18 protein-coding genes are annotated in these 23,144 nt (G+C 61.4%); 9 read left to right on the top strand and 9 right to left on the bottom strand.

Annotated features, from left to right (window positions below; translation table 11 throughout):
* Positions 1–43: 43 nt before the first annotated feature.
* On the bottom strand, positions 44–670 hold the full coding sequence (locus AB5Y97_RS01155; protein WP_201947430.1) for a glutathione S-transferase: 627 nt from the start codon (positions 668–670) through the stop codon (positions 44–46).
* 171 nt (positions 671–841) lie between these two features.
* On the opposite strand from AB5Y97_RS01155, the gene AB5Y97_RS01150 reads away from it, so the two are divergent.
* From AB5Y97_RS01150 to AB5Y97_RS01135, 4 genes are all read left to right on the top strand, one after another.
* Positions 842–1,486: a response regulator transcription factor gene (locus AB5Y97_RS01150; protein ID WP_076492859.1), complete on the top strand. Its 645-nt coding sequence runs from the start codon at positions 842–844 to the stop codon at positions 1,484–1,486.
* A 113-nt stretch (positions 1,487–1,599) separates the two neighbouring features.
* Entirely contained in the window at positions 1,600–2,196 is a 597-nt protein-coding gene (locus AB5Y97_RS01145; RefSeq protein ID WP_127008187.1) for a TetR/AcrR family transcriptional regulator, read from the top strand.
* 82 nt (positions 2,197–2,278) lie between these two features.
* Positions 2,279–3,130 carry an alpha/beta hydrolase gene (locus AB5Y97_RS01140; RefSeq protein WP_368157132.1) on the top strand — a complete coding sequence of 284 codons (852 nt, stop codon included), beginning with the start codon at positions 2,279–2,281 and terminating at the stop codon, positions 3,128–3,130.
* A 139-nt stretch (positions 3,131–3,269) separates the two neighbouring features.
* Positions 3,270–4,415, top strand: a complete 1,146-nt coding sequence (locus AB5Y97_RS01135; RefSeq protein ID WP_005347843.1) for a patatin-like phospholipase family protein — start codon at positions 3,270–3,272, stop codon at positions 4,413–4,415.
* A gap of 28 nt (positions 4,416–4,443) precedes the next feature.
* Here AB5Y97_RS01135 and AB5Y97_RS01130 read toward each other — a convergent pair whose 3' ends face one another.
* Positions 4,444–6,396, bottom strand: coding sequence for a monovalent cation:proton antiporter family protein (locus tag AB5Y97_RS01130; protein ID WP_005338473.1), 1,953 nt, complete (start codon positions 6,394–6,396; stop codon positions 4,444–4,446).
* A 118-nt stretch (positions 6,397–6,514) separates the two neighbouring features.
* On the opposite strand from AB5Y97_RS01130, the gene AB5Y97_RS01125 reads away from it, so the two are divergent.
* Entirely contained in the window at positions 6,515–7,417 is a 903-nt protein-coding gene (locus AB5Y97_RS01125) for a GGDEF domain-containing protein (protein WP_368157130.1), read from the top strand.
* 89 nt (positions 7,418–7,506) lie between these two features.
* Here AB5Y97_RS01125 and tilS read toward each other — a convergent pair whose 3' ends face one another.
* A complete protein-coding gene (gene tilS, locus AB5Y97_RS01120) occupies positions 7,507–8,865 on the bottom strand; it encodes a tRNA lysidine(34) synthetase TilS (RefSeq protein WP_368157128.1) in 1,359 nt (452 codons plus the stop codon).
* Between the two features lie 180 nt (positions 8,866–9,045).
* Between tilS and AB5Y97_RS01115 the strand changes: the two genes are divergently transcribed.
* Positions 9,046–11,079: a M13 family metallopeptidase gene (locus tag AB5Y97_RS01115; protein ID WP_368157126.1), complete on the top strand. Its 2,034-nt coding sequence runs from the start codon at positions 9,046–9,048 to the stop codon at positions 11,077–11,079.
* 58 nt (positions 11,080–11,137) lie between these two features.
* Positions 11,138–11,575, top strand: a complete 438-nt coding sequence (locus AB5Y97_RS01110) for a PliI family lysozyme inhibitor of I-type lysozyme (RefSeq protein WP_144714705.1) — start codon at positions 11,138–11,140, stop codon at positions 11,573–11,575.
* A gap of 76 nt (positions 11,576–11,651) precedes the next feature.
* On the opposite strand, the gene pdxY is transcribed toward AB5Y97_RS01110, so the two are convergent.
* From pdxY to AB5Y97_RS01080, 6 genes are all read right to left on the bottom strand, one after another.
* Positions 11,652–12,512, bottom strand: a complete 861-nt coding sequence (gene pdxY, locus AB5Y97_RS01105; RefSeq protein ID WP_368157124.1) for a pyridoxal kinase PdxY — start codon at positions 12,510–12,512, stop codon at positions 11,652–11,654.
* 93 nt (positions 12,513–12,605) lie between these two features.
* Entirely contained in the window at positions 12,606–14,738 is a 2,133-nt protein-coding gene (locus tag AB5Y97_RS01100) for a lysine decarboxylase CadA (RefSeq protein WP_042079860.1), read from the bottom strand.
* A 77-nt stretch (positions 14,739–14,815) separates the two neighbouring features.
* The gene (gene cadB, locus AB5Y97_RS01095) at positions 14,816–16,150 is read right to left on the bottom strand and encodes a cadaverine/lysine antiporter (RefSeq protein WP_005338486.1); all 1,335 of its coding nucleotides are present in this window, start codon (positions 16,148–16,150) and stop codon (positions 14,816–14,818) included.
* A gap of 757 nt (positions 16,151–16,907) precedes the next feature.
* Complete coding sequence (gene cadC, locus AB5Y97_RS01090; protein WP_368157122.1) at positions 16,908–18,455, bottom strand: lysine decarboxylation/transport transcriptional activator CadC; 1,548 nt, start codon at positions 18,453–18,455, stop codon at positions 16,908–16,910.
* 392 nt (positions 18,456–18,847) lie between these two features.
* Positions 18,848–20,128 (bottom strand): L-methionine/branched-chain amino acid transporter, encoded by a 1,281-nt coding sequence (yjeH, locus tag AB5Y97_RS01085; protein WP_368157120.1) that lies wholly within the window; start codon positions 20,126–20,128, stop codon positions 18,848–18,850.
* A 101-nt stretch (positions 20,129–20,229) separates the two neighbouring features.
* Positions 20,230–21,129: a LysR family transcriptional regulator gene (locus tag AB5Y97_RS01080; RefSeq protein ID WP_368157118.1), complete on the bottom strand. Its 900-nt coding sequence runs from the start codon at positions 21,127–21,129 to the stop codon at positions 20,230–20,232.
* A 154-nt stretch (positions 21,130–21,283) separates the two neighbouring features.
* Between AB5Y97_RS01080 and AB5Y97_RS01075 the strand changes: the two genes are divergently transcribed.
* Entirely contained in the window at positions 21,284–22,306 is a 1,023-nt protein-coding gene (locus tag AB5Y97_RS01075; RefSeq protein ID WP_368157116.1) for an MBL fold metallo-hydrolase, read from the top strand.
* Positions 22,307–22,397: 91 nt separating this feature from the next.
* Positions 22,398–23,117: a substrate-binding periplasmic protein gene (locus AB5Y97_RS01070; protein ID WP_368157114.1), complete on the top strand. Its 720-nt coding sequence runs from the start codon at positions 22,398–22,400 to the stop codon at positions 23,115–23,117.
* Positions 23,118–23,144: the final 27 nt, after the last annotated feature.

Here is a 23,144-nt window from a genome sequence, read left to right as displayed (position 1 = left end):
GGAGCCACTGGCTCCCCTCTCTCGTTTATCTATCTGCCAAGACTCACTGTGACTGGAGCGCCGCCACCGGCCACTGCAACCGAGCCTTGAGCAGGGTCTCCTGCCACAGAGGCCAAGAGAGCAGCGCCTGCTGATAGGCTCCGGCCTGACCGGGCAACAGGATGCCGTAGCTGGCCAGCCGATAGGCCATCACCGCATAGAAGGCATCGACAATGCCCGCCTCGCCAAAGTAGAAGGGGCCTCGCGTCTGCGACCAGATCTCCTGCAAACGGGCCAGCTCACCGACCGCCTCCACCGGGGGATCGATACGGGTTGGTGCCCCAAGAAAGAAGGGGAGCAGAGAACGGATCTGCCGAAATCCTGCATGCAACTCGGCGCAGAGGCTGCGAGCCTGTGCCCGCTCGGCCAGCGAAACAGGATAGAGCTGACGGTCGGGACAGAGCTCGTGAACATATTCGGCGATGGCCAGCGAGTCGTGAACCCGCACGCCATCGTGTTCGAGCCAGGGCACCAGACCGGCCGGTGCCAGCCGCTTGAGCCGCGCCAGCGACTTGGCATCCTCCAGATCGAACACCTGCTCCTGCCACGTCAGCCCGCTCATGGCGAGCACCAGTGCCGCCCGTATCGCCCAGGTGGAGCCGGTGCCCACCGCCAATACCAAGGATCCCATCTGTTGCCTCCTGCATGAGTTGCCTGCGACCGGCCTGTCTGCCCTTGATGGCAAAACATCCGATGGTCGCTTCACATTTGCGCACCGGCGGGTTTGACCCTCTTGGTGAGCGATGCTAGTTTGATTTTTCAAAACAATCAGTTAGCAACAATGTGAGCCATTAACCGAAATATGGACAGCCAATTTACCATCGTCATCGCAGATGACCACCCCCTGTTTCGGGGCGCCCTTTACCAAGCGGTGCACATGGCCATCAACGACGCTCAATTGCTGGAAGCGGACTCCATCGACAGCCTGACCAACCTGCTCGGCGAGCACCCCGAAGTTGACCTGTTGCTGCTCGATCTCAAGATGCCGGGGGCCAATGGCTTCGAGGGGCTGGCCCACCTGCGCGGCCAGTATCCCGACCTGCCCATCGTGGTGGTCTCCGCCTCGGAAGATGCGGCCATCATCCAGCAGGTGTTGCGGCTCGGAGCGCTCGGCTTCATCCCCAAATCAGTGCCGATGAAGGAGCTGGTCAATGCCCTCAATACGGTGATCGGGGGGGATAACTGGGTGCCGGAAGGCATCTCGCTCCATCCTGAATCGGAAGACGGCCCCGATTTCGCCAGCAAGCTGGCCAGCCTCACCCCCCAGCAATACAAGGTGCTGATCATGCTGCGCGATGGCAGCCTCAACAAACAGATCGCCTGGGAGCTCAATGTCTCCGAGGCCACCATCAAGGCCCATATCACCGCCATCTTCAGAAAATTGGGTGTCAAAAACCGCACTCAGGCGGTTATCGCCCTGCAACAGCTCGATATCAAGGAGAGCTGAACACCGCGCGCAGTGACACGCGGGAGACGACATAGCCAGCCATGCTGGCTATTTGTTGCTCGACAATTAGCACGATCGTACTTTATGCTGCCAGCGCCAACGAGGAGAGAGTGATGAGCAAGGGGCGCCTGACCCGGGAAAACATTTTGCAGACTGCCTTTGAGCAGGCGAGCCAGCAAGGGCTGGAGAGCCTGACCATCGGCTCGCTGGCCAGCGCCTGCGAGATGTCGAAAAGCGGCCTGTTTGCCCACTTTCAATCCCGAGACAATCTGCAGATCGCCGTGCTGGAGTACGCAGCCGAGGTGTTTCGGCTGCGGGTGATCCAGCCGGTACGTCAGCAGGAGCACCAGAGCCAGCACGACAAGCTGATCGCCCTGCTGCGCGCCTGGCAGGCGTGGAACCACTGCTTTGCCGGACGCTGCATGTTCCTCGACGCCTGGACCTCGGTGCAGGATGGCCATGAGCAAAAGAGCCCCGTGCAGCAAGCCGCCCGGCAACTGGTGCGCTTCTGGCTCGACTATCTGGCCCGTCAGGTGGTACAGGGTCAGGCCGCAGGCGAGTGGCGACAGGAGATGGATCCCTGGCGCGCCGTTTATCGCCTCTATGGCCTCTATCTGGCGGATCAGGTGTTCAACGATCTCGAACTGTGTCAGGATCCGGCCCGCCACTTCTGGCCCGAGGTGGACGCTCTGCTGAGCAGCTGGCGCTGATGTTTTGGCATCCGTTCAACACTAATTTTTAAAAACCGATAAAAAAGCACGACCGTTCGCACATAAAAACCACAGGATGACCATGAGCAGCAAGATCTACTTCAACACCCGCCGCTTCAGCCCGAGCAAATGGCTGCTGGGGATCGGTACCCGGTTGCACCACAGACTCGCCCCCACCCATGCCAAGCGCACCGCCAGCAAGTTGCTGCTCACCCCCCAGCGCAATCAGCAGGGTGGCTACGAACCTGCCGGTCTGGTGAAGCAGGCCGTCCATACCAGCGAAGGGGTATTGATGAGCTATCGGCTCGGTCAGGGACCACTGTGGCTGCTGATGCACGGCTGGTCCGGCAGCGCCAGCCAGTTCTATCCACTGATGAGCCATATCGCCGCACAGGGTTTCACCGCCATTGCCTACGATCATCCGGCCCACGGCCAGAGCGCAGGCAACACAGGCCACCTGCCCCGCTTCGTACGCGCCTTCGACGAGCTGGCAGCCAAATTGGCCAGCGAAGTAGGCCCGCTGCACGGGGTCATCGCCCACAGCATGGGAGGCGCCGTCACCCTCTCCAGCCGTCAGGCGGGTATCGATACCCTGCCGCTGCTGTTGATTTCGCCGGTGCTCGACTATGTGCCCCAGCTATACGGCATGGTGGCGCGCTCCGGCTACTCCATCCGGTTGTTCGATGCGGTGGTCAAGGAGATTGAGCAGGAGTACCAGCACCCCTTGAGCACGGTCGATCCACTGGGTCGCCTCGCCAGTCGCAGCGGCGCGGCGATAATCGTGCACGACGAGGAGGACAGATTTGCCCCGCACGGCGATTCCTTGAGGGCCAGTCAGGATGGTCATACCCGGCTGGTGAGCACCCGGGGACTGGGCCACGGTCGCATCCTCGCCAGCGCTCCGGTATTCGCCGCCTTCGATCAGCTGGCGTGACCGGAAAATCCTCACCGCGCCCTTTGACATGGGGCCATGAAAAAAACGGGCAAGCGCCCGTTTTTATATTTGATACAGCGCCTTATAGTTAATTTGTCAGTGGGAACATTCTTGTCAGCACACAATAAGGCGCCAGCATATGGCCAGACCCAATACAGCGTTGTTGCTCACCGGTGGCGGTGCTCGCGCCGCCTATCAGGTCGGCGCCCTCAAGGCGATTGCGGAGCTCTACCCGCGCAATCTCGGCATCCCTTTTCCCATCCTGTGTGGCACCTCGGCGGGGGCTATCAATGTCACCGCACTGGCCTGCTACGCCTCCTGCTTCCATCTGGGGGTGCGCAAGCTGGAGTGGGTCTGGCGCCGCTTCGAGACTCACCACATCTTCGATTTTCACCCGGGGCGCCTGCTGTGGCGGTTGATGTACGAAGGGTCGGCAGGGCTGATAAATCCCCACACCAACCACGCCTTTCACCTCTTTGACAACGCGCCGCTGCACCGCCTGCTGGATCAACTCATCGACTATCACCGCATTGATGACAACATCCTCTACGGCAGTCTGGAGGCGCTGGCCATCACGGCATCGGATTACGATGACGGCCTCTCCACCACCTTCTTTCAGGGGCGGGCCGACCACCATCCGTGGGAGCGGGCCAGACGGCGCGGGGTGCGCACCGTGCTTACATCTGAGCATCTGCTCGCCTCCTCGGCGCTCCCCTTCGTCTTTCCGGCCACCCGGATCGGCGAGAAGTTCTACGGCGACGGTTCCATCCACCAGCTGAGTCCGCTCAGCCCCGCCATCCATCTGGGTGCGGAGCGGATCCTGCTGATCACCCTGGATCCGCCAGCCCACTCGGCACCGACCCATCATCACGGCCATCTCACCAGCTCCAATATCGCCAGCCATCTGCTCGATACGGTCTTTACCGACACCCTCAACTCCGATCTGGAGCGGCTATGGCGCATCAACCAGACGCTGGATCTTATCCCTGAGCGGGAGCGCAATCGCCTCAAGCTGAAACGGGTGGAGACCTGCGTGCTAAAACCGAGTCAGGATCTCGACACCATCGCACTGGCCTACCTGCGCAAACTACCGCTAAAGTTGCGCCGCCTGTTGCGGGTGCTGGGCGTGAAGGGGGATGAGACCAGCAGTCTGGCCAGCTTTTTGATGTTCTATCCGGGTTATTGCCAGCAGCTGATCAAGCTGGGCTATCAGGACACCCTGAGGGAGCGGGAGAGAGTCGTCGCCTTCCTCGATATCGAAGGGCTACCAAAAGAGCGGGAGTAAAGGGGGCTGCCGATGAGAGCAAGGGGACTCAGCGCCCCTCCAGCAAACGCTGCTCCGCCTGCTCCATCGCCACCACGGTACCAAACAGGATCAGCCGATCACCGGCCGCCAGCACCAGCTCGGGTCTGGGTTCCAGACTCTGATCGCCACGCTGCACCTCCTTGATCCGCACCTCATCAAGCGGCAACTCGCGCACTTCACGGCCTACCGCCCACGCCTGATCGTGCAGCAAAAGCGGATGGAGGCGTTCGAGCAGCTGATCCGCTTCCAGATTACTGGCGCTCTGATCCCCCCAGTAGAAGCCGTGCAGGAAGCGATATTGGCTGCTGCGCTCGAGCTCCATCCGGCGGATCACCCGGCCAATGGGAATATCGCAGTTGAGCAGCAGGTGGGAGACCAGCATCAGGGCCCCCTCCTGGGATTCGGGGATCACCTCAAACGCCCCCGCCTGCTTGTACTGCTCCAGAAAACTGTCATCCCGGGTGCGCACCAGCACCTTGAGATCCCCCGCCAGTTCGCGGATTAGTGCCAGCATCGCCTCCACCCGCTTGCGATCATCGAAGGTGATGATCACCAGCCGCGCCCGCAGCAATCCGGCGGCCAGCAGAATATCGCGGCGGCTGGCGTCGCCGAAGGCCACCTGCTCCCCCGCCAGCTTGGCCTCGCTCACCCGCTCCGGGTCAAGATCGAGGGCCAGAAAGGGGATCTCCTCGATCTTGAGAAAGCGGGCACAGGTCTGCCCCGCCCGGCCAAACCCGGCGATGATGACATGCTGGTTTTTGCTCAGGCCCGACTGGGCCACCTCGGAGCGGGTCAGCAGCGCCGGATCGGTGAGGCTGCGGGCCAGCGAATGGGCCTGGGTCACCAGCCAGGGGGTCATGGCGATGGAGATGATCCCGATGCCGATCAGCAGGGAGACCAGTTGTTGATCCAGCAAGCCGTGGTGGAGCGCCAGCGCCAGCAACACGAAGCCGAACTCCCCCACCTGACTGAGCATGATGCCGGCGGCCATGCTGTCGCGCTTTCGCTCCCCCATCAGCCGCCCGGCCAGCAGCACCAGCAGGGACTTGCACAGCACCAGCAACACCACACAGATCAGCACCTGCCACCATGCCCGCGCCACCAGCTCCCACTCCATGGCCATGCCGATGGTGATAAAGAAGAGCCCCATCAACACGTCGCGAAAGGGCTTGATGTCTACCTCAAGCTGATGACGGTAGTGGGACTCCCCCAGCATCATCCCAGCCAGAAATGCCCCCAGCGCCATCGACAGCCCGAGTGAATGGGTCATGTAGGCAGCCAGCAGCGCCACCAGCAGGGCACTCAGCACAAACAACTCGTCGGAGCGGGCCCGCGCCACCTCGTGAAACAGCAGCGGCAGCAACCACTTGCCCACCGCCAGCAGAGTGAAGAGAGCAAACAGCCCCTTGAGGGTGGCCCAGGCGATCTCGGCGGCCAGGGCGCTCCCCTGAACTTCCGGCTGGGCGAGGATGGGGATCATCACCAGCAGGGGCACCACCGCCAGATCCTGAAACAGCAGCACGCTCACCCCCAGCTGGGCGCGGCGGGTATGGAGCTGCTTCTGCTCACCTAGCTGCTTGATCACCACCGCCGTCGAGGAGAGTGCCAACGTTCCCGCCACCACCAGCGACTGGGCCAGACCCAACCCCCACCACCAGCCGATGGCGAAAAAGAGCAGTGACGTGAGCAGCACCTGCAACATCCCGACCCCCAGCACCAACCGGCGCATCGCCAGTAGTTTCGGCAGGGAGAATTCCAGCCCCAGCGAGAACATCAAAAAGACGATCCCCAGCTCGGCAATGGTCTGCATGATCGACTGACCGGTGATCACCGCCAGCCCGTGGGGGCCGAGCAAGACGCCGGCAATCAGGTAGGCGAGGATGACCGGCAAGCCGAGGCGCCGGAAAGTTGCCACCAGCAGGACGGCGGCGAACAGCAGGATCAACAGGTCGGTGTACAAATTTTCCTCTCCTTTTATCGACTTAAGCTTAGTCAGCCGATCTGGCGGGCAGGAAAGATATATTGGGCATGCCAATTGCAGGGAGGAGACAGTAGTCAGGTGTTACAGGTGGAAGACCATGGAAAGTACGTCGTCACTTAATGGCTTTAGCCATGGCATCGAGCAGTGGGTTCGCCAGATGGAGCGGCTCACGCCGTTGCCCAGCGTTGAACGCAACCAGTTGCTCGAGCAGTTGTTGGGGCAGAGCGATCTCGGCGGTCTGCTGACAACTTTTGCCGATCGTGCGGCAAGAATTGTCAGGATCCACGGTCTCTACCTCGATTGTGGCCAGCCCCATGTGCTGATCCAGCACCCGCCGCTGGCCACCCTCAACCTGCACAACTATCCGTTCGAACTGCGCGGTCAGCATGGCCAGCTGCTCGGCCAGCTCCACTACGAGCTGGAACATCCGCTGAGCGGCAGCCAGCAACGGGTACTGATGCAATATCATCAGCTGCTCTGCCTGCTGCTGCCCCTCTATCTGAGGCTGGAAAAACTGGATCAGCTGGTCCGACTCGATCACCTGACCGGCCTTGGCAACCGCTCCTACTTTGACGAGGCTATCGGTCGCGCCATCGAGCAGCACAGCCGCGAGCCCCACGGTCTGGTGCTGGTGCTGCTGGATCTCGATCGCTTCAAGCAGATCAATGACACCTGGGGTCATCCGGTGGGGGATCTGGTGCTGAGCCGTTTTGCCCAGCTGCTCAAGGGGTGCATCCGCAGCACGGATCAAGCCTTTCGGCTCGGGGGAGATGAATTTGCCCTGCTGCTGCAACCGGCCGAACCCGAGGCGTGGCGCCCGGTCTGGCTGCGACTGCAGCATATGTTGATGACCAACAAGGAGCTCAGCACCTTCTCGGTCGGATGCAGCCTTGGCGCCGCCAGCTGGCAATCCGGGGTCGATGTGCCGAGCCTCTACGAGGCGGCCGACAGTCACCTCTACGCCCGCAAAAAAGCAGGCAAGGCCAGCCCTAACGAATAATCCCGAACTCTTCTTTGCTCCGGCACATGCGCGCCATGTGACCGGAGCTTCTTTTTTTGGGGCTAATCCCCCCTCACATCGAGATCACCTCAGGCAAAATCTTGCTCGGGCAGAACTGGGGCTGCACCGCTCCCCTGCCAGTGGCACACCAGCCCGGCCCCCTGTGCCATAAAACCGTCACAGACAAAGAGCCCCACCACCGCCGCCGCCTGCTCGCCATAGTAGAGGATGGGGATGCGCCCCCGCTGCCACGAAGGCACGCCATACTCCTGCAGCAGCTTCTTCATCCGCCGACTGCCGCTTCGCCCCACCGGTTTGAGGGGGATCCCGGGCGCTACCTGAAAACGCACCGAGAGGGGCTCATCCGCTCGGGGAGAACGCAGCAGCCCTTCGCCGCACTCCGCCATACGTACCACCAGCTCGCCCAACCCGTCCGGCAGGGTCAGCGGCTCGCCCACGGTCAGCGGCAATACCTGATGGCAAGGTTGCAGGTCAGGGCTCACCAGATAGAGCCGCTCCTGAAAACGGCGGCAGCTCTGGCGCCCCCAGTTGAGCTGGGGATTGGCATCGCCGCGCGCCAGCGCTACCTCCTGCCAGAGCCGGGCAAGCTGCTCACGGGATGGCATCTCCCCCCCCTGACGGCGGATCCAGTAGCGCAACAGGTTGTTGCGCCGGGTGGGTGAAAGGGCGTGCAGCGGGCCGATATGGAGCGCCTCCCCCTCGCCCGCCAGCTGCCAGTCACTCTCTGCCAGTTCGTCCAGCAGCGCCTCCTGCTCGGCGCACAGGGCCATGCTGCGCGCCGCAGTCTGGGCCATGGCGGGCCAGCGCGCCTTGAGCTGGGGGATAAGCGTCTGGCGCAAAAAGTTGCGGTCATAGCTCACGTCCTGATTGCTCTCATCCTCCACCCAGCCAAAGGGGAGGCTCGCCGCCGCCTCGGCCAGCTCGGCGCGACTCATATCGAGCAGCGGCCGCAGCAACAGGCCGCCAGCAAAGGGCTGGCTTGGCAGGATCCCCGCCAAGCCGCGCAGACCGGCGCCGCGCTTGAGGGCCAGCAGCAGGGTCTCCAGCTGATCGTCCTGATGGTGGGCGGTGAGCAGCCACTCCCCCTCCCGCATCCGGGCGGTCAGACGCTGGTAACGGGCGGTACGGGCCTGCGCCTCCAGACTCTCGCCATTGCCGCGGGCCAGAGTCACCCGCTCGACCAGCAGCTCCACCGCCAATTGCTGACACACGGCTTCACAATGAGCGACCCACTCATCGGCATGGGGACTGAGGCCGTGGTGCACGTGCAGGGCGCGAAGCGGCAGGCTGTGCTCGCGGGCATACTGCGCCGCCAGTAACAGCAGCAGGGTGGAGTCGAGGCCGCCACTGAAGGCCACCAGCAGACCGGTGGAACCTTCTGGTGCTGGCATAGTCAGACAAAAGCGAGAATAAAGATGAGAAATCATAGGCTTCCCCAAAACGGACCGGCCGATCTTAGCAGAGTCGGGCTTATCAAGCTGCAACCCTGCTGCTAGAGTGAGGCTCGCCCGCCCTCTCCACTAGGTTAGCCGCAAGGCGGTCGCACAACTGATTGGAGCAAGGAAGATGGGCAGGGAAGCAAACAATCCGAATTGGAATCAAACAAGATGAACAATAAGAAAAGCTTACTGGCCGGCCTGATTGGACTGGCCCTGCTGGCTGGCTGCAGTCAGGTACCGCAAGACTCCCCCAAACACTCCGGGCTGGCGCTGGCCAATATGGACACCCAGGTCAAACCCGGCGATGACTTCTTCCGCTACGTCAATGGCAAGTGGCTCGCCACCGCCAAGATCCCCGACGATCGACCCGCCGATGGCGCCTTCTACATGCTGCGGGACAAATCCCTCGCCGATGTGCGGGTGCTGGTCGAGGGGCTGGCCAAGCAAGAGGCCGCCACCGGCACGCCGACCCAGCAGATCCGCGATCTCTACGCCAGCTATCTGGATCAGGCAGGCCGTGACGCCAGGGGGCTCACCCCGCTGGCACCGGCGCTGGCCGATATCGACCGGATCGGTGATCAGGCAGCACTGGCCCGCGCCTTTGCCCAAAGTGGCCGCATGGGCGGCGGCGCGCCGTTTGGCATCTGGATCGACGCCGATGCCAAGTCCCCCGACCGCTATGCAGTCTACCTCTATCAAGGTGGGCTGGGGCTGCCGGACCGGGACTACTACCTCAAGCAGGATCCCGAGAGTCAGGCCCTGCGCCAGAAGTACCAGCAGCATATCGCCGCCATGCTGAGCCGCCTCGGTGAGTCTGACCCGAGCGGCAAGGCCAAACGGATTCTGGCCCTCGAAACCCGGCTCGCCTCCATCCAGTGGGACAACGTCGCCCTGAGGGATCGGGAGAAGAACTACAACAAGCGCCCCGCCAGTGAACTGGCACGGCTAGCCCCTCATCTCGACTGGCAGGCTTATCTCAATGCCGCGGGCATTGCTGGCCAGCCGGAGCTCATCATCGGTCAGCCGACCTATCTGAGCGCGCTGGATCAGGTGATGGCCCAGACCCCCATCGCCGACTGGCAGGCCTACCTCAAGTGGCAACTGCTGACCGACTACGCACCCTATCTCGATAGCGAGACCGACCGCGCCAACTTTGCCTTCTACGGCACCACATTGAGCGGCACGCCCAAGCAGCGCGCCAGCTGGGAGCGGGCGCTGGGGGTATTGAACGATCATCTGGGTGAAGCGGTCGGCCAGCTCTATGTGGCCCGCTACTTCCCGCCTGCGGCCAAGGAGCGGATGGAGCAACTGGTGGAGAACCTGCGCACCGCCTACGGCCAGAGCATCAAGGAGCTCGACTGGATGTCGCCCGAGACCAAGGCGCAGGCACTCGAGAAGCTGGCCAAGTTCCGCCCCAAGATCGGCTACCCCGACAAGTGGAAGGATTACAGCGCCATCGCCATCAAACCGGATGATCTGGTGGGCAACCTGCAACGCTCGCAAGCCTTTGAATACGCAGACAGTCTGGCGCGCCTCGGCAAGCCGGTCGACCGGGACGAGTGGCACATGTCGCCGCAAACGGTGAACGCCTACTACAACCCGAGCAACAACGAGATCGTCTTCCCGGCGGCCATTTTGCAGCCCCCCTTCTTCGACATGACGGCGGATGATGCGGTCAACTACGGCGCCATCGGCGGGGTCATTGGCCACGAGATGGGCCACGGTTTTGATGATCAGGGGGCCAAATCCGACGGCGACGGCATGATGCGCGACTGGTGGACGCCGCAAGATCTCAAGGAGTTCCGCTTCCGCACCAGCCGTCTGGTGGCCCAGTACAACCGCTTCGAGCCCATCAACGGCCAGTTCGTCAACGGCCAGTTTACCCTGGGGGAGAACATCGGTGATCTGGGTGGCCTCACCATCGCCCACAAGGCCTACGAGCTGTCGCTCGATGGCAAGGAGGCGCCGGTGCTGGATGGCTTCACCGGCGAGCAGCGCTTCTTCCTCGGCTGGGCGCAGGTGTGGAAGGGGATGTATCGCCCCGAGCTGATGCAGATGCTGCTGCGCTCCGACCCCCACTCGCCCCCCGAGTACCGGGTCAACGGCGTGGTGCCGAACATTCCCGCCTTCTACGAGGCATTCAACATCCAGCCGGGGGACAAGCTCTATCTGCCGCCCCAGAAGCGGGTGAAGATCTGGTAACAGCATCACGGCGGGCTCCCCGGGAGCCCGCACTCAACAGACAGCAAGAGGTTGCAAGATGAACAGAGCATTGATGATGGCAGGGCTGCTGACCCTGCCGCTGGCGGCACAAGCCGAAGAGGGATTTAGCAAGCAGCTGACCCTCCCCTCCGGTCAGGTGATCCGGGTAGCGCAGGGGACAGGTGAACCCGCCTCCATCGGCAGCTATGATGTGCGACTCTATTCGGGTCAGAACGCCCAGTTTCCACTGGATGAGTTTCAGGATGGCAAGGTGATGGCCCGCAACGGCTTTATCCGGGAGCTGAAACTGGTCGATTTGAATGGCGACAAGCAGCCCGAGCTGGTGGTCATCATCGAGAGCGCCGGCAGCGGCAGCTATCAGGATGCCGATGCCTACACCGTCAGCCCGCAAGGGGAGCTGGAGATCTTCAACCAGGTCAAGGAGCTGGAGCCCAAAGAGGATGTGGTCAAGGCGCTCAAAAGCCCGCAGGACTAAGCCCTCTCCCGACATCTGACATATAAAAAGCCCTGATGATCAGGGCTTTGTTGTTTCTGCTGTTGACGCAAACAGCTCAGAGGCGGGTCGCCCGGATGGAGACCTGCGGCAGCGCCATCTCATGCTGGGCCGCCACCAGTTGCAGCTCGTAGGCTCCCGCCAGCCAGGTCCGGGAAAGCACTGCATCAACGCTGGCGTTGGTAAGTTCGAACGCAGCTACCGGGGTACAACCGGCCAGCAGATTGGCCAGCATGGTGGCGCTCAGCAGATCCCCCACCCCGATGGGGTGGCGAGCAAAAGGGTAGAGCGGGCGGGAGAGATGAAAGGTTCCCTCCTCGCACACCAGCAACATCTCGAAGCGGTCCATGGCAAAGCCGGCCTTGCCCAGATGCTTGACCATCACCAGCTTGACCCCTTGCGCGCGCAGTTGCTGGCACGCCTCGATGGCCTCCGGCACATTGCGGATATCGCGGCCGGTGAGCTGTTCCAGCTCCAGCAGATTGGGGGCCAGCATATCGGCGCAGGCCAGTGCCCGATGTTTCAGAAAATCGGCGACGCCGGGTGCCACTATGCACCCCTTGTCGGGGTGACCCATCACAGGGTCACAAAAGTAGAGGGCGGCCGGATTGATCGCCTTGAGCCGAGCAACCGCCGCCAGGATCTCCTCCCCCTGTTCGGCCGAGCCGAGGTAGCCGCTCAGCAGCGCATCGCACTCGGCCAGCACGCCGATCTCCGCCAGGCCGTTCACCAGCTGACGGATATGGCCGCCGGGCATCACCATCCCCTGCCAGCCTTCGCGGTATTGGGTGTGGTTGGAGAACTGCACCGTGTTCATCGGCCACACCTCGATCCCGAGGCGACGCATGGGAAAAACGGCGGCGCTGTTGCCGGCACAGCCAAAGACTACGTGGGATTGAATGGAGAGCACTCGCTTCATGGTTGGCGACTCACGCAATAAGAACAGGAATTCCGGAGGGAAAAACGGGCCTTGCGGCCCGTTGTTGTCACTTTCGACTGTTGTCACTGTCGATTAACGCAGCACCTTGACGGTGTAGCTGCCATCGGCCTGACGATAGAGGCCGTGGATGTCGGTCTCGAAGCCCGGGTAGTGGGCACCGATCTCGCACAGCATCTCGAGGAACTCGAGCACCGGCAGAGAATCCTGGGTCACCATCTCGCCCGGCAGTACCAACGGAACTCCCGGCGGGTACGGCAGGATCATGTTGGCGCTGATGCGGTCAACCATGTCACGCAACGGCACCTCTTCCAGATTGCCCGCCAGCTCTTGCTGCCATGCAGCATGTGGGGTCATCTTCATCTCCGGCAGCACATCGAACGCCTTGAACATCAGCTCCGGCAGACGGTACTTGCAGGTCAGATCGTGGATGCTCTGGGCCAGCTCCTGAATGCGCATCCCTTCGTAGAAGCTCGGGTCTTCACGATAGAGGCTCGGCAGGATGTTCTTGATGGTCAGGTTCAGATCGTAACCACGCTTGAACTCGGTCAGGGCGCGCAGCAGCTGCATCGCCTTGGACTGATCGATACCGATGGAGAAGAGGAACAGCATGTTGTAAGGGCCGGTCTTCTCGACCACGATGCCGCGCTCGTCCAGGAACTTGGAGACCAGTGAAGCAGGAATACCCTTCTCCAGCAGCTGGCCGTCACGACCCATACCCGGAGTCAGCAGGGTGACCTTGATCGGATCCAGGTACATGTGGTTGTCATCGATGTCCTTGAAGCCGTGCCAGTCATCTTTCGGATCCAGCTTCCAGCACTCGACGGTGTCGATGTTGTCCGGCTGCCATACGTCGAAGAACCAGCCTTCGCTCTGATCACGCAGACGCTTGATCTCTTTGCGGAAGGAGATGGCGCGATCGATGGAGTCCTTGATCAGACGCTTGCCGGTGTTGCCACGCATCATGGCAGCGGAGATCTCGGTCGATGCCACGATGCCGTATTGCGGCGAGGTGGAGGTGTGCATCATGAAGGCTTCGTTGAAGGTCTCTTCCTCCACGTCACCCTTGATGTGGATCATCGAAGCCTGGGAGAAGGCCGCCAGTAGCTTGTGGGTGGACTGGGTTTCATAGAACACCTTGCCCGGCATCGCTTCGCCGCTCATGCCGCACTTGCCTTCATAGATCGGGCTGAAGTTGGTGTAAGGCACCCAGGCACTGTCGAAGTGGATGTAAGGGGTATCCAGACTCTCCTTGATGAAGCCGGTGTTGTAGAGCAGGCCATCATAGGTGGAGTTGGTGACGACGGCGTAACGGGGAGCCTGGGCACCCGGTGTCGCGGCAACCTTGGCAGCGATGGTGTCGCGGCTGAATTCGCTCTGCGGGATACCACCCAGAATGCCGTAGGCGTTGCGGGTCGGACGGAAGTAGATCGGCGTCACGTCGTTCATCATCATCAGATGAGTGAGCGACTTGTGGCAGTTGCGGTCAACCAACACGGTACTGCCCGCTGGTGCCGAGAACATGCCAACGATCTTGTTGGCAGTGGAGGTGCCGTTGGTGACGATATAGGAGCGATCGGCGTTGAAGGTACGGGCGATGTACTCTTCGGCTTCCTTGTGCGGACCAGAGTGATCCAGCAGGGAGCCCAGCTCCGGCATGGAGATGGAGACGTCAGCCTTGAACGCGTTCGGGCCATAGAAGTCATAGAAGATGCTGCCGGCCGGGCTCATCTGGAAAGCGGTACCACCCATGTGACCCGGAGTACAGAAGGTGTATTTACCCTCTTCCACGTACTTGAACAGCGCCTTGGTGAACGGAGGCAGGATGGCGTCCTGATACTCCTGAGTGGCCTGACCCATCTTGAGGGCGATGTCATCGGCCATGCCGAGACGGTACTCGAAGAAGTGCACGTTCAGACGCAGGTCGGTCAGGTGAATATCCAGGGTGGACTGGTCGTTGGCGAAGGCGAAGATCGGCAGCTTCTCGTTGCGATCATGGATCTCCTTGCACAGGCCCAGAGAGTATTTGTCCCAGTCGAAGATGGCGCCGCAAACGCGGGGGTTCTTCTCAATCAGTTTCAGCAGGTCAGCAACATCGACCGGATAAACAACCTCGAAACCCTTGCGCTCGAGGGAGGCTTGCAGCTGGCGAATGGGTTCTTCTTTAAAGAAAACGCCCAGGTGGTTGAGGATGGCAATGATATTCATCGTAATGCTCCACACGTAAAGGGGCGCTCTCCATCAGGGATGGTGAGTGAAGAGCGCTCGGAAGATAAAAGGGGGAATTAGTTGCTGGGCTGTTCGCTCAGCAGGGCATCGTGCTGACGCAGACCCTGTTTTTTGGCGTAGAACATCAGGATGATGAGCGACACCACGAAGGTAGCGGTGAGGTTGGAACCCTTGGCACCCATCAGGGCCACCAGACAGAAGACACAGGCCACACCGGAGAAGATCATGGCGCCGATGCTGCGGGAGGTCATGCCCTCGAAGCGGATCAGGTTAATGCTGGAGTAGAAGTAGGGCAGCATGGTCAGCAGCACTGCATCGGTAGTCAGCACGTTGAAGAGATCGGCAGCGTGAGCGGACTGGGAGGTGAAGGCGGTCAGGCCAACCATCAGGGCAGTCATCTTGAGGGAGCCCAGGATCAGACCCTTCTTGGCTACGCCGTTCTTGTCCACTTCGCCGTAGATTTTCGGGAAGTTGCCGTCGTTGGCGGCACGCTTGCCCGCCTCGCCCACCAGCATCATCCAGGAGCCCAGCGAGGTGAAGCAGGCCAGGGCGGTGAAGGCAGAGACGAATGGTGCAGACCAGCTACCGAAGATGGCGGAAGAGGCCATGGCAAACGGTGCGCCGGAAGCTGCCACTTCACCGGCCGGGAACATGCCGCTGATCACCTGGGTAGAGAGGATGTAGATAACACCGGCGATACCGGTACCCAGCATGGTAGCGAGCGGTACGGTACGCTTGGGATTCTTCACCATGCCGGAAGAGACGGCGGCAGATTCAACACCGACGAAGGACCAGAGGCAGATCAGCACGGCGCTGATGACCGCATGCAGGTCGCTGCCACTGGTAGTGTTCCAGTTCTGGCTGTAGACGGTGGCATCAAAATGACCCCAACCCATCACCGCAGTACCGACAACCGGCAGCAGGATCAGCACCAGACCCAGGGTACAGAGTCGGCTCACCCAGCTACCGCCAAGCAGGTTGACGAAGGTGAAGATCCAGACGGCAGCGATGGTGGCTGCAGCGGCCGGAATTGGGCTATTGAGAATGGGGAAGAAGACCGAGAGGTAGGAGACGCCGGTAATGGCGATGGCCAGGTTACCGATCCAGTTGGCGTGGTAATAGAGCACACCAGTCTGGAAACCGAACACCGGAGAGATCTCGCCAGCGTAAGCAATGGGGCCACCCTCTTGCGGGTTCTTGGTAGCAAGGCGGGCGAAGACAAAGGCGAGGCCCATGGCGCCTACCAGACAGATTGCCCAGCTAAAGACAGAGATGGAGCCGATGGTGGCCAGTGCCGAAGGCAGCAGCGCGATGCCACTCCCCATCATGTTGCCGGCCACCACACCTGTACAGGCGATAAGGCCAATCTTCTTGCTCGTATCTAGGGACATAAGATCTCCGGTTCTATAAAAGGTCGGGTCGTCACATACACATTTGGCGGAACGCCCCGCCAAAGAATGGGCACAGACTAGGCCTCTCATCCCCGGAAAACATAAAGACCAGCTAACGGATAAAAATATGAGCCAACTTTTTTCGCAACCTCATCTACTTTGATAAAAACCATTTAAAAACAGCAATTTGACATCATCCAATACAGCCACCTTGATAAAACCTTGATATCCGGCCACCCCGTTTCTGCCCCTTGATAACCCCCTTATCTCGCCGTCTTGATATTTTTGGCCAGATAAACCCGCGATAAAGCAGCTCCCATTGCGCCCCCCTGCCCTTGCGGCCATTTGGAAGCCCTGCGGATCATCACCCTGAGTGGCCGCTCACCTCCTGCTTGACCCTCCGCTCGGCTCATCACAATCCAGACTCAGAGGTAAAGCGCAACGGCGATAACCGGTAAGCAATGAGAAATGGGTCGAGACAGACAGCTTATCCCGCCGCCAACCATGAGCAGATGTCACAAGCTGCGTGCGCGGCGTGAAGCCGAACAAACGCGAGTGCAGCGAATGCCGTGGGCAAGACAAAGGCAAATGGGGATTGTGGGGAGCTGCGGGGGATAAATCGGGCCGCACCAGAGCGACTATCCCCGGTGGCAAACAAGCAGGATTGAGACGAGCAGAAACAGCACAGGCCGCCCGAAGGCAGCCTGTGGATAGGGTCGGCAACCGCACAGACCGAGGGGAAACCAAAACTGCGGTGTTAGAAGAGCTTCACCTTGCTCTGGCCCAGCGCATTGAACAGAGCCGGGGTTAGGCTCTCCATATTGCTGTAGAAACCGAGCTGCTGGCAGAGCAGATAGGTCTGCTCGGTCGCCTCCATCAGGAAGGCCTGACTGTAGGCATCACCCGCCGCCTCGGGGCTACCATCCAGCTCCGCCAGCTTGCCCTGCAGTATGTAGTAGAGCACCGAGCGGCCACGACTCGCCGCCTTCTCCAGCAGATAGTTGGCCTGCTGTTGCTGGCCGTTGAGGATCGCCTGCAGGGTCAACGCCTCCCACACTCGGGCTGGCAGGGCGCCACTGTTTTGCACCACGCTGGCGAGATGAGTGCCAATCCCCTGCAGCCGCTCACTCTCGGATTTGCCCGCCAGGGTGGCCAGCGCCTCGCCAGCCAGATAGCGCTCCGCCAGCAGCAGCGGCTGATCCGGATGGGCAATCAGTGCCTGCTCCAGCAGATCGATACCCCGTTTCAGAGCGACCGGATCCCGGCTGTTGATGTAGTACTGCGCCTCCATCATCGCCATCAGGGAGGCATCATCGGTCGGCCAGCCCATCCCCGGCTCGGCATCGGGTTGGTCGAGGGCGCGCAGCAGATCCTGGCTGCTCGCCTGCAACACGCCGTGCACACTGTGGCGACTGAGCTGGTACTGATGGCTGAACAGCACCCGGTTGGTATTGATATTGCGATACTCCAGATCGAGATAGGTGCCGCGCGGCTGGCGGGTGACCCGTACACTCAGCTCCTTGCCGGGCATGATGCCCCCCATCAGAGTGGTGGCACCATACTGCACCCGCAGCGGCGTGGCCACCGCCACCTCCCCCATCAGGGCGCGGGTAATGCCATCGGCGAGGCGCACGTTCTCGTTGTTGTCATCCATACCGGAGTGAAAGCGGAACACCAGCAGATTGGGATCCAGCATGGCATGCACCTGGGGGCTGGTGTGCTGGTAGCTGAGCATGCTGACAATGGCGATCAGCACGATGGCAACGAAGATATCGAAACTCACCATCTTCCAGCGGCTGCGAGCATCCTTGGCATGGGTGGAGATGGCGCGGGTCAGGGGCCCGGCGGGAAAAGGGGCGACATTGGGCTGTGCATCATCATCCTGCTCAGCCGCGGGCGGGCTCAGATCGGAGAGCGTCGGGTTGTCGGAGAGAGCGGTATTGACCGCGGGCTGCTCGTCCGCCATCACCACTGAAACCACCTGTAGCGGCCGCACCGGTGCCACCAGCTTGTAGCCGCGCTTGGGTACGGTGACGATATAGTCGGTCGCATCGGTGCGACCATCTTTGAGGATCTTGCGCAGTTCGAAGATGGACTGAGTCACCACCTGATCGGTCACCTCGGCGCCATCCCACACCTCGTTGATCAAGGCATCGCGGCCAAACACCGTGCCGGCATTATGGGCCAGAAACCGCAACAGGTTGACCAGTCTGGGTTCGAGGTAGACCTCGCGGTCGGGGCGACACAACATGTTGTCGTCAACGCTCAGGGTCCAGTCGTGGATCTCAAAAACCGATTCGCTCATGATTCACTCGCTGCAGATGGTGACAATGCACGATGAGAGAGACGCAAAACCCGGGCTGACTGAACGGAACAAGGCGCTATCACCACAGGTGACAGATAAAAAGAGAACCGAAGCAGTCACATCTCTGAGAGTCAGTCTGGCCAGGCCATCCTGTTTACGTCTGAAGGGCATCCTTGCGGGCATTCCGACCACCGGGATCGGAAGGGATCACTTTAAGCAAAACGGGAGCTGGATCCCACTTTTTTTGGCTATAAATCGCCGTTGAGTTGATCCGACACCGCACTTTTCGGCAAATAGCGTGCCAACTAGTATTCATATGAACATCCCATATGCCGGAATCAAAAAGCCCTGAACATCAGGGCTTTCTCATTTCTTTGACCATCGGGGAGACGTTACTTCGCTACCGGGAGCGCATCCTGCTGACGACTGCGGCGCAGATAACGCCGCCACAACGAGAAGCCGCCGTAGCCAAGACTGAGCACCACCGCATAGAGCACCTGAGTGGCGAGCGCCACCAGCACCAGAGCACAGAGCAGCACGCTTATCCCCGCCAGCCCCTTGCCCACCCCGCCGAGCAGGCGCCAGCCCGCCGCCATGCAGAGCAGGTAGACCAGCACGAAGTTGCCGTTGGCGTAGCGGATCAGCTCATCGAGCGGCAGTCGCAGCCAGATGATGAGGGTAATGCAGAGCAGACAGATAGCGAGCACCAGAGTGAGCGCCCGCAGCGGCGCGCCGCGCGCGGTGAGCACGGCCAGCGAGGGGGGTAACTTGCCTTCCCGCGCCATGCTCCAGATCAGCCGGGCAAAGCCCTGAATATAGATGTTGATGCTGGCAAAGCAGGAGAGGTAGCCGAGTACCGCCACCAGCCACTTGGCGGTGGGGCCAAACAGCAGCGCCAGCAGGGAGGGGATGGCAGTGGCGTTTTTCGCCTCATCGCCGTAGAGGCCATATTTGAGCACCACCAGCGAGTGCACCCAGTAGATAAGCCCCGCCAGCAGCACCCCGCCGAGCAGGGCGATGGGGTAATCCCGCTCCGGTCGCTTGAACTCCTCCCCCATATGGGCGAAGGCTTCGAGTCCGACAAAACACCAGAACATCACCGCCAGCGCGGTGGCCATAGGGGGCCACTCCTCCGAGCTCGGCAAGGGCCGGGCCGCATCGCGCCAGCTCACCTCCCCCTTGAACCAGATCAGCAGGGTCAGCCCCAGAATGGCGAGCGCAATCAGCAGTTGCAGGTTGCCGGAAGATCGCGCCCCGCGCAGCCCCAGCAGGAATACCCCGAGCAGGGTCAGCAGCTGGATGGCCCAGAGGGTCCACTCCCCCATCTCGAACAGGGCGTGCCAGAAACCGGCGGCAATCATCAGGGCGGCAGGCAGCCCCACCGGCAGCACCGCCAGAAACAGGAAGGCGGAGAAGCGCTCGGCGCCGTTGCCAAAGGCGAGGCCGATCAGGTGCGGCGCGCCGCCCGCATGGGGATAGCGACGGCCGAGGCGAGCGAAGGTAAAGGCGATGGGCAGCACCAGCGCAATCAGCAGCAACCAGGCCCAGAGCGAGGCCCCACCCGCCAGCGAGGCGGCGGTCGCCGGTACCACGAAGATCCCGGTGCCGAGCAGCGAGGTGGCGAGCAGCCCCATCCCCTGCCAGAGCCCGAGCTCCTTTTTCAACCCAGACATATCCTTTTGTCCCGACTAGAAAAACATCCCGCCATGTTAGGCCTGCTCCGCCCCTTTGTTAAGCACGATGGTTAAGCGCGGCGGCGAGAATATGCAGCCTTTTATTCAGGCTCGGGCCCAGCTTGCAGGGATTCGGCCAGAAAATCCCCCAGCAGGGTGATCTTGAGCACCTGCCGCCGCGCCGCCGGATAGATGAAGTAGAGGGTCTTGGCCGGGCTCTGATAGCGACCAAGCAGCGGCAGCAAACGCCCCGCAGCGATATGCTCACGCACCTGTTCGGCTGGCTGCAAGGTGATGCCAGCCCCCGAGAGCGCAGCCGTCAACAAGGCTGGCCAGTGATTGATGCGAAGGCGCGAGGCGACCCGCACCTCCTCGCTCTGGCCATCCTCCCCGACAAACTGCCAGCGCTCGTGCTCGCCCCAGTTGCCGTGCAGGCACTGGTGGCGAGCGAGATCGGCCGGATGACGGGGTACGCCGTGGCGATTGAGGTAGTCGGGGGCCGCGCAGAGGCGGTAGTGCTGGGTCAGCAACGGACGGGCGATCAGCGCCTCATCCTGCGGGCGCAGGGTGCGGATGGCGGCGTCGAGCCCCTCCTCCACCAGATCGACCCAGCGCGGAGTGAGCTGCAGATCCAGATCCAGCTTGGGGTAGCGGTCGATAAAAGCGGGCAGCAGCGGCACCAGCCGATGGTGGCCAAAACTGAGGGGGGCGGCGATGCGCAGCCGGCCGGCCGGCTCGGCCAACAGATTCTGGGTGAGCGATTCGGTCAATGCCAGCTCCTCCAGTACCCGCTGGCAGCGAGCCAAAAACAGCTGGCCCAGTTCGGTGAGGGTCTGCTGGCGGGTGGTCTTGTGAAACAGCTTGCCCCCCAGCCACTGCTCCAGTCCCAGCACATGCTTGCCCACCATCTGGGCGCTGATCCCCTGCTCGCTCGCCACCGCGCTGTAGGAGCCGAGATCCACCACCCGGGTGAAGATACGCATGCTGGTCAATCGGTCCACAACCCCTCCTTTTTGCCCGTTTCAAGGCCGTTTGGCCCGCTACCGAGCCCTAATTCACAACCAAAAGTTTAGTAAGAAATGGATTTTAGCCAATTTATTCAACTTTTAGTTGCCAATACAGTGATGCCATCCCTCCCCCACAGGATAAATTCCCATGAAAAGCACCTATCTGGCCGCCCTGCTGGTCGGTCTGCTGGCCAGCGGCGCCAGTCAGGCTGCCGAGAGCAGCTTTATCAGCAACCACGATCAAGCCCCTGCCTCAGCAACTCAAGCCCGGCCCGATATCTTTCGGGTCAGCCTGCTCGGCACCGGCTCCCCGGTGCCCCAGATCAGCCGGGGCGGCTACAGCACCCTGGTCGAAGCGGGCAACCAGAAGCTGGTGTTCGATTTTGGCCGCAACTCCGCCACTCGCCTGTGGCAGCTGCATATCCCCATCGGCCGGGTCAACGCCTTCTTCCTCACCCACTTTCACTCCGACCACACCAACGGGCTGGCGGATCTCTGGCTGACCGGCTGGCTGCAACCGGCCTATGGCCAGCGCCACGCGCCGATGGAACTCTACGGCCCCAAAGGCACCACAGCTCTCGCCCGTGGCTTGCAGCAGGCCTACGCCACCGACATCGCCACCCGGGTCAAGGATGAGGGAACACCGCTGGACGGGGTGGAGATCAACAGCCACGAGGTTACCGCCGGGGTGGTCTACAACCATGACGGGGTCAAGGTAACCGCCTTTGACAACGACCACGGAGTCAACATCAAGCCGTCATTCGGCTATCGCATCGACTACCACGGCCACAGCGTGGTGCTCTCCGGCGATACCCGCTACAGCCCCGAAGTAGTGAAGCAGGCCAAAGGGGCCGACCTGCTGGTGCACTGCGTCTCCATGACCTCTGCCGAGCAGATGAAGGCCAACCCCGGCTACAAGGCGATCGCCGGTCACCTCGCCTCCCCAGAGCAGGCTGCCCGGGTAATGAACGAAGCCAAACCGGCGCTGACCGTGTTCAGCCATATCGGCCTCAACGGCAAGATCAGGGTCAAAGATCTGGCACAGGATCTGCGCGCCCGCTACACGGGCCCCTTCGTCATCGGCAACGACCTGATGCAGATTGATCTGCCCACCACGGCCTCTGGCAAGGGCTATGCCCTCTGGCAGTCGGAGAATATCGACAACAAATAAATGGCACGGATGCCGGTCAGCCATGGCCGGCATCCGCAATCGACACCGGGGGCTATCTTTAAGGGGTGTTTGACCACAAGGAGTTATCTCTATGAGCCTGAAATGGAAGCACCTCGCCCTGGCCACTCTTCCCTTGTTCGGCATGTCGGCCGCTCAGGCGGCGGTGTTGACCAGCCTTGAATGGCCCCCTTACACCAGCGCCAACCTCCCTGAACAGGGCAAGAGCAGTCAGGTGGTGACTGCAGCCTTTGCCCTGGCTGGCGATCCGCTGACCATCAAGTTCTATCCCTGGCAACGGGCCGTGGACGAGGCGACCAGCAACCCCGAGGTACTGGGTTATTTCCCCGAGTATCTCGACCCCAAAAGTAGTTGCCTCTTCTCCGACCCCATAGGTAACGGCCCTCTCGGCTTTGCCCAGCGGGCCGATCAGCCGGTCACCTGGCAGAGCCTTGATGACCTCAAGGGCAAGAAAATTGGTGTCGTCACCGGCTATGTGAATACAACCGAGTTCGACGAAAAAGTGGCCAGCAAGGCACTCTCGGCCGATGCCACCAGCTCGGACAGCCAGAACCTGCTCAAGCTCGGCAACGGTCGGCTCGATCTGGCGGTTATCGACCAGAATGTGATGACCTATCTGCTGGAGAGCGATCCCCAACTCAAGGATGTTGCCGCCAACCTCGGCTTCAACGGCAAGATCCTCGAGGACAAGTCCCTCCACGTCTGCTTTACCAACTCCGCCAAGGGGAAAGAGGCGCGGGACAAATTCAACAAGGCGCTGGCCAGCGACGAGGTGAAGAAGCTGATGAAGTAGCGATACCGCATCCGCTCGCCGCCCCAA

It is taken from the genome of Aeromonas sp. R10-2, assembly GCF_040908445.1.
Taxonomy (GTDB): Bacteria; Pseudomonadota; Gammaproteobacteria; order Enterobacterales; family Aeromonadaceae; genus Aeromonas; species Aeromonas veronii.
This window is presented reverse-complemented; position numbering and strand designations above follow the sequence as displayed.